Annotated in this window: 8 protein-coding genes and 1 pseudogene; 5 read left to right on the top strand and 4 right to left on the bottom strand. The window is 44.9% G+C overall.

Annotated elements, in window-relative coordinates; translation table 11 throughout:
* Positions 1–215 precede the first annotated feature (215 nt).
* The 4 genes from FYJ51_RS13125 to FYJ51_RS13110 all read left to right on the top strand — a co-directional run bounded on the left by FYJ51_RS13125 (position 216) and on the right by FYJ51_RS13110 (position 3,594).
* A complete protein-coding gene (locus FYJ51_RS13125) occupies positions 216–893 on the top strand; it encodes a LytR/AlgR family response regulator transcription factor (protein WP_154505989.1) in 678 nt (225 codons plus the stop codon).
* Positions 890–2,134 (top strand): hypothetical protein, encoded by a 1,245-nt coding sequence (locus tag FYJ51_RS13120; RefSeq protein ID WP_105304690.1) that lies wholly within the window; start codon positions 890–892, stop codon positions 2,132–2,134. The genes FYJ51_RS13125 and FYJ51_RS13120 overlap by 4 nt, the downstream gene beginning before the upstream one ends.
* An 85-nt stretch (positions 2,135–2,219) precedes the next feature.
* On the top strand, positions 2,220–2,702 hold the full coding sequence (locus tag FYJ51_RS13115) for a hypothetical protein (RefSeq protein WP_105304691.1): 483 nt from the start codon (positions 2,220–2,222) through the stop codon (positions 2,700–2,702).
* Between the two features lie 643 nt (positions 2,703–3,345).
* Positions 3,346–3,594 carry a GlsB/YeaQ/YmgE family stress response membrane protein gene (locus tag FYJ51_RS13110; RefSeq protein WP_105304693.1) on the top strand — a complete coding sequence of 83 codons (249 nt, stop codon included), beginning with the start codon at positions 3,346–3,348 and terminating at the stop codon, positions 3,592–3,594.
* A gap of 309 nt (positions 3,595–3,903) precedes the next feature.
* Here the strand turns inward: FYJ51_RS13110 and FYJ51_RS13105 are convergent, their stop codons facing one another.
* The 3 genes from FYJ51_RS13105 to tnpA all read right to left on the bottom strand — a co-directional run bounded on the left by FYJ51_RS13105 (position 3,904) and on the right by tnpA (position 4,973).
* Positions 3,904–4,179 carry a type II toxin-antitoxin system RelB/DinJ family antitoxin gene (locus tag FYJ51_RS13105; RefSeq protein ID WP_105304694.1) on the bottom strand — a complete coding sequence of 92 codons (276 nt, stop codon included), beginning with the start codon at positions 4,177–4,179 and terminating at the stop codon, positions 3,904–3,906.
* Positions 4,180–4,204: 25 nt separating this feature from the next.
* Entirely contained in the window at positions 4,205–4,372 is a 168-nt protein-coding gene (locus FYJ51_RS13100) for a hypothetical protein (RefSeq protein ID WP_154505988.1), read from the bottom strand.
* An 85-nt stretch (positions 4,373–4,457) separates the two neighbouring features.
* A complete protein-coding gene (gene tnpA / locus FYJ51_RS13095; RefSeq protein WP_154505987.1) occupies positions 4,458–4,973 on the bottom strand; it encodes an IS200/IS605 family transposase in 516 nt (171 codons plus the stop codon).
* A 20-nt stretch (positions 4,974–4,993) separates the two neighbouring features.
* Here tnpA and FYJ51_RS13090 point away from each other — a divergent pair, with 20 nt between their 5' ends.
* Entirely contained in the window at positions 4,994–6,343 is a 1,350-nt protein-coding gene (locus tag FYJ51_RS13090) for an IS200/IS605 family accessory protein TnpB-related protein (protein ID WP_154505986.1), read from the top strand.
* 708 nt (positions 6,344–7,051) lie between these two features.
* Here the strand turns inward: FYJ51_RS13090 and FYJ51_RS13980 are convergent.
* Positions 7,052–7,668: pseudogene (locus FYJ51_RS13980) on the bottom strand (hypothetical protein); the annotation flags it as partial.

The raw sequence follows: 7,668 nt of genomic DNA, 5'->3' as shown, positions 1-7,668 counted from the left end.
AGTGTTTATCGCCCAGATAAAAGGTCACTCCGGGACTTTTCCTTTCTCAATTAATGCCCATTATAAAGAGCAGCCCAGGGACAAACAACCTGAGCTGAAGATTGACATCATATTAGAGGCGTAACACTCCCGATGCTAATCAAGATCGCAGCAGAAAGCAAATATACCTGGTCGTTTCCCAGGAAATATGAAATACTGAACTCAAGGGGAACTCCATGAAACAATATCCGATCTGTATCATTGACGATTCTGAGGAAGATCAGAAGCGTCTTCTGAATATTGCAGGCAAGGTGTTTCCTGAGGCAGTATGTTCCGTCTTTTCTTCCTGCTCTGAATTCCTGGCGAGCAGCAGTTATTACCTGCTTGTGCTTCTGGATATCCAGGTTGCAGAAGAAGATGGGATCCGCTGCTCTCAGGAGATTTCCATGCATGCATCATTCATTGCATATGTTACATCCTTCAATGAACGGGTTATGGATGCCTTCGCACCGAAGGTTGCTGGATTTCTGACCAAAAGCATGACGGATGAAGAATTATCAGCCGGTCTTCAGAAAATCAGAAACAGATATTTTGTGCCGTCAATGCAGATCAGAACCAGAACAGGGGTGATCTCTTTTCATCCTTCCATGGTGCAGTATATTTCAAAAAGAGGCAGAACCATCTATATCAGTTTCGGGAAAGAAATGGAATATCAGCTTGTGGCGGAAACCATCCAGCATTGCCAGGAGATCCTCCCGGACCTATGCAGGATCAATCAGTCTGAACTTGTGAATCTGGATTATGTCCGAAGCATAACTCCGGAAGAACTGGAATTATATGACGGAACACGTCTGTTTCCGAGCAGGAGAGAACGCAGACATGTTCAGGAAGTATTTCTGAGGAGAATCCAATGACGGAACTTTGCACTTTATCTGAAATGTTCCTCGGAGTGATTTTCGCTATTGCTCCGTTTGCTCATAAAGACACTATCAGAAAAACGGATCTGTATCTGTATCTTGTGATTTCCTGGCTGATCACGGGCTTCTCGATGATTCTTCAGGACCGTATTCTTCCTCCGCTTATATCGGGCATGCAGAATATGCTTCCTTCGTTTCTGATCTGGATTCCATTCAGATTCTGCGCGTACTTTATCCTGTTTTACGGAGGGCTGGAGGATAACCGGAAAGAATCCACAGTACTGACAGCGATCACGATTCTTTTTGATGTCTGTGCCCTGGTTCTGGAACAAGTTGTTCTGGAATACTCTTCTTCCCTTCATGGCTTTGCACCGGAATATACAGATCTGTATTACAGCTGGGGAGTGAGTCCGCTGTATCTGATTCTCCGCTGTTCCTATGCAGTATTTCTGCGCTTATATTTCGGATACCATGATTTTGAACAGATTGAAGATTCCAGAAATGCTGTGATTGCGGCTGGATTTTCGATTCTGATGATTGCAGCAATCCGAGGAAAGGCACAGCCCCTGGCAATCATCCCTGCATTTATCTATCCGCTGGTCTTTGTTTTCTTCATTGATCGGACAATTCTCAATGAGAAGCGCCAGCAGCAGGCGGAGGCGATTACGGTGAATATGAATCAGAGCAGGACCGCAATGCAGATTCAGAGGGACCAGGCAATTAAAACACTGAAGGAACACCATCGGCAGAGGAAAGAGACTCTGAAGATCATCGGGCTTCTGAAAGAAAACAGAATAGATGAAGCATCTGCTCTCCTGACAGAAAGCCTTCGGCAGTCATCTGAAGTGAAGGGGCTGGAGAATGAATATCTGGATGCTGCACTTCGCTATCTTCAAGCTGAATATCCTGATTTATGTTTTCGGATGATTGATCAGCTCAGCGGCACGGAACAGATTGATTTCTCTGATCTGGCAATTCTCATCACTGTCATGATTCAGGTGCTCTATCCTCATAGAACTGAAGCCTCCGGATCCGCAGAGATCACGATCACAGGTCAGGGAACGATGATACTGCTTCATATCAGAACCCTTCCTGCAAAGTCAGAAAGAAATAACTATGAATTCAATCAGGAAGAACTGGCGATGATCAGACACCTGATCAGAAAATATGACGGCTTTTCCAATGATGGATATCGTTCAGGAAATATCCGTGCAGTTCTGAATCAGAGAGCCAGATAAACCAGAATCAGACCAGATAGACTCAGAATGTTCCTGAAGGAGTCTGAATATGCAATGATGGGCACAGCAAAGGAGGATTGACCCTATGAAAAAGTCGTCTAGAAATCTGCTGATCGCTCTTCTGATTCTGCTTCTCGGATTGGCAATGGCTTATCTGAAACTTTCCAATGAGGTTGTCAACGTCAGATATTCTGATACAGGAGGAACTTATTTCTACTCTGATGGAACCACTGAAGAAGCTCCCAATGTTTATGTCTATAAAGAGTTCGATAATTATTTCGCGGCTTACACCGGCAAGCAGATCACTCATTTCGAAGTAGGAACATTTGATGATCACAGCAGGTATATCACGATCCAGACGACAAAATGGAATCTTCTGTTTGGCAGGAACATCTATAAATCAATTCCGATTACTTATACATACACGCAGGTTCCTATGATCGAGCACATCTATTACTACAACGGTGACATGGCTCCTGAGAAACTTAGGACAGCCTCCCCCAGCAGATATCAGGAAGACATGGTATTGCTTGAAATGTTTCAGGATACAACTCTCCAGAATGAATAGAAACACATGTCTGCTCTGCTCCGAAAAGCTGCCGAATGAGCAATAATCAGACCAGATAAGCAATACTTATAGAATTCTGATGAGACGATGGATCATACTGTTTCTGAGGATCCTCCGCACAGCTGAATGAAAGGGACTCATGAAATGAAAACTCACTCTGACTTTACCTGCCCGGATTGCGGAACAATGCTGGAAGCCGATGAGAGAAAATCATTTTTCTCCCGTGATACTTACACGTGTCCTGAATGTCACAGAACATTCACTGTGAAGTACAATGTGCTTCTTTCATTTGCTGAACTGTATCTATTGCTCAAACTGCTGGAGGCTGTATCAGGCTTCATCGTTGGAAAAATGACCTTCGTCAATGATAAAGAACCGGTTATCTTTCTGGTGGAAATCGTACTGGCTTTCATCATTTCCCGCTTCAGGCCAGGTATCCTGCAGAAGCTGAAAATTGCAAAGCTTGCAGAAATACAGGAGACCAGAAATCAATGACATGGATGGTTTAATGAAAATGTCCCATCTTGTTATGAATTGAATGTGTCTCACAATCATCTAACTTCTGAGCTTAGAGAAGAATTGAACAATTTTCTGAAAGGCATATGATGAATGCAGAGCCCGACAGGCTCAGGAGGTAATTGCAATGCTCTGGATTATTCGGATTCTGATTGTCGGCCTGATTGCAGGCTGGCTTGCAAACAAGGTCATGCATCAGGATAGCTCTGATATGGGAAAGAACCTGGCTCTTGGCGTGGTCGGTTCGATTGTCGGTTCTCTGGTAGGAGCTCTGATCGGACTGCAGTCCACCAACCTGATCGGATCCATCATCCTTGCAGTGATCGGCGCATGTCTTGCAGAATGGATCTACAGCAGATATCTGGCAAAGCACTGATCATTCTCAGATTTTCAGCATTACATGCATACATGCAGAACAGGAGGCAGCTTGATTTGCTGTCTCCTGTTTTCATCTCCAGGACTCAGAAGATGTGATCAGTCCTGTGTTATTCAGAAGACATCTGACATGAGAAACACATCCAGGCAGACTGATCGTGATCATCAATCAGAAACCTGGAGGTTAATTTCATGAAAGGATAGCAGCACAATCACTTCACCCAGAAGAAAGATTATCAGCCTCGCTTCATTGCCTGATTGCAATCCATTCTGAACTGCGAGGTGAATTCAACAGGATATTTCGTTTCTCTCATGCTTTCAGATTTTCAAACAGTTCGTCAAGATCAGAATAGCCCTTGACTGTCTGGTCCTTTGCAATCCGATCTGCTTCCATCAGAGCAGCAAGCGTTTCGCCATCTGGCTGATTCAGGGAAATTTCGAAAGGGATCTTTCCCTCCCGGAGAGACTGGCGGACAAAGATGCTGAACGCAGTCGAAATGTTCATGCCCAGCTCGTTAAAGAGTGCGTCTGCCTGTGCTTTCAGATCAGAATCCATGCGAATCCTGATAGTAGTTTTTTTACTCATACGTCCATCTCCCTTCTATCTGCAGTCAGATTGTTGTATCAAGTACTGTGACTTCATCAGAAAAATAAATTTCATCAACAATATCAATAAAGGTATCAGATGACCCGGAATGATTTGAGTGAATAAAGGGAATCAGATTAACCGCACACCACACCGCAAGGATGATCATCCACACTTTTGTTTTCTTCTTCATCCCGATACCTCCTCCATTATTCTTGCACAATTGGAAGAAATTGAATTAATGGCGGCGCATTCCCCGTCTATAGCGTCATAGACGTTCAGGCGTGGTCAGCCGCCTTTCTTCTGCCTGTCGGACGATGGAAGCCGTCATTATCACGTTTCCCCTGTTCCTGGATATAAATGCGGACTGCTTCTTCCGTGGTTTCAGATACCGTGCTCAGAAAATAGCTGTCTGACCAGAATAATGGCTTCCCGTAATACTTACTCAATGCAGAAGAAAATTCTTTCCGAAGCAGACGAGAGGTTACAGTCTTGTAATTATTGACCAGCTTGGAAAGCTGAGTCTGAGGAGATGCCTCAAACAGAATATGCACATGGTCCTGGTCAGTATTGATCTCCAGAATCCGGCAGTTCCAGTCTTCCTCTATCACTTCGTGACTGATCTGTTCCAGACGTTCCGCAATGTCTCCTGTTAACACCGGATGCCGGAATTTTGTTACAGCAACTAAATGGTACTGTAGTTTGCAGATAGAGTGACGATTCCTGCGGTATTCATTGTATAAATCCGTATAGTTTCCTCCTCCTGCAGGAGGATACCACTGAATGTGCTGCAATCTCAGAAAACGGAGAATTTATGCAGGTTGTAACCAGCTACGGAATTCATATCAGAGATCATTATGACGCCCTTAAGAGAACGGCAGAGATTTTTTCTGATGCAGTGACTTATCTGACTGGTGTGGCTTTCAGAAACTGGGAAAATCTGTCTCTGACAGATAGTTCTTATACTCGTCTGAGAATGATGGAGTGCCTGATCCATTCTGGAAACGGGAATGTTTCATCCGATTCTTTTGACAAGAAATTCCATAAATTTCCTTCTTATTACAGAAGATCCGCAATTATGCAGGCGATCGGCATTGTTTCTGCATATCAGGCGGCGCTCAAGACATGGGAAGAAAGCGGCCGTAAAGGCGCTGAGCCGAAAATGGATTCCGGCGTTCATCATATGCCTGCGCTGTATCGGGGCAATACGTACAAGCCTGTCACTGATCCGGACACCGGAGAAGTCCTGCCATACGTGGCAAAGATTAAAGTGTTCCGGAACAGCGACTGGGTATGGGAAACCGTACGGCTTTCGAAAACAGATGCGGACTACCTCGAGAAAAGAGGCAGAAACGGTGAGATCTCAGCTCCGGTTCTGGAGAAGAAACACGGATGCTGGAAGCTGAGATTTGCAGTCACTGAAACAGTAAAACTGTCCGATAAGCCTGTCCGTGAGCAGAAGATCTGTGCAGTTGATCTTGGCGTCAATACAGATGCAGTATGCAGTGTCATGAATTCCATGGGTACTGTCCTGGCACGCAGATTCATTACGTGCGGAAGAGAAAAAGACTCAGTGAAGAATGCCCTGCATCGAGTATCTGTATTCCAGTCTGTACAGGGATCTCATGACTCCGGAAGACTCTGGAATCTTGCAAAGCGGAGAAATACAAATCTTGCTCACCAGACAGCTCGGCAGATCGTGAACTTTGCAGTGGAAAACGAATGCGATGTCATTGTGATGGAGCATCTGGATCCCAAAGGCAGAAAGCATGGCAGTAAGAAACAGAAACTTGCCATGTGGAAACATGCGGATATCCAGAACACGGCAGAAACACTTGCCCATCATTATGGCATTCGCATTTCCCATGTCAATGCATGGGGAACGAGCCGTCTGGCCTACGATGGCAGCGGGCGTGTGAAAAGAGGAAGAGAAGTATCCGAAGACACGCCGTATGACGTCTGCCGTTTCAAAAACGGAAAGATCTGCAACTGCGACCTTTCCGCCAGTTACAACATCGGTGCCCGTTATTTGATCCGCGGCCTGTTTATGGAATCACCCGATCTTATGGCAGAAGTCCCTGAGGTCGGGAGTGGAACCACAAGGACTCTTTCTGACCTATGGAAAATCAGCAGAGTGCTTTATCCTCTGTCTCCGGCGGCTTGATTGAGTCTGCATAAGTCTGCAGGCATTTAGTTCAGATGGGTCTGGAAGCGTATGTTTCCTCGCTGTGCTGATGCCGTATATGCCTTGCAGACGGAAGTCTGAGGGAACACAAGCCCCTGGAAGCCCTGCCTATAGCGTTAGCTTAGGCGGGGAGGTTCACAAAAGATAGAGAAAATCATTGGCAAGAAACTGGAACTCGATCCAGAAAAGATTGCTGAAGAGGGAATATCTGCAGCTCAGCAGAGAACTGATCCGGATCACGAAATCAGAATTTGATACCAGGCCAATCTATGTAAGAACGAATGATCACAATGATGCGCACTTCACCATACGCTTCACATCCCTCGTACTGATCCCACTGCTTTAGATGAGACTGAAAAAAGTATCCGATCGAACAGATATTGAAAGTCCTCAGGAAATATGCTTCATTTCAGCGAAAAGGATTATCAACCCTTTTCCGCAATAGTTATCAGAGAATGCTGCAATGTCTTCAAAATTGAGCTGAATCATTAATGCCGGACTCAGCAGGAATGCGCAGGCTGCTGAACTATCCGTCCCGCCACTTCGGAAGATCAGCCATTACACTACACAGGCAAAACGGAGAAAGCTGCTTGCTTATGCGGCTTTCTCCGTTTTTGCTTCAAAACTTGAGTTGTTAAGATTTTTTGAAAATGTCCCATCTTGTTATAAAACTTTGATGTATCACAATCATTTAGTTTTTTCTTCCGACATCTCATTGAGAACTTTCTGAAGTTCTTTCTCGTTATTAACTGAATAGATTCTGTCGCGCTTCCGCTCCCCAACCTTCATGCATGTGTAATGCTTTCCATATCTTTCAATGTAGATCTTTTCAGTGATCGCATCTTCATAAACTGTAATACTCTGCTTCTGATTGAAGGGGACTACCTCTCCATCGCTTGTTACTGCTGTATACAGACTGTTTCCCATTGAGAATACGTTGTTCCTGATCTGCCACGGATACTCAGCTCTGAAGATTTTCGAAGAGTTGAAGTCAGCGGGTATTGGGCGGAACAGATCGTTCGGATCCTTCACCGGATATGAGAATTTCATATTCAGATAGAGCCGATATTTCCTGTTGAACCAGTCATTCAGAAAGTCATAGTTATGAGGAATTTTCCATCGAATCAAATCATTCGGGAGCCTCATCTGCGCGGTGCCGTTGTAGCGTTCCACACGTCCCTTTGCCTGGGAAGAATTGGCAAAGATCATCGTTACTCCCAGCTTATCCATCATTCTGGCAAACTGTGTCGGTGTACCTGCCTTAACGCTGCGAAATACTGAGAATTTATCCGAATACAGCGCTT

The sequence above is a fragment of the Stecheria intestinalis genome (genome assembly GCF_009696165.1).
Classification (GTDB): Bacteria; Bacillota_I; Bacilli_A; order Erysipelotrichales; family Erysipelotrichaceae; genus Bulleidia; species Bulleidia intestinalis.
The sequence above is the reverse complement of the archived record's forward strand: the minus strand, read 5'-3'. Positions and strand labels throughout refer to the sequence as shown.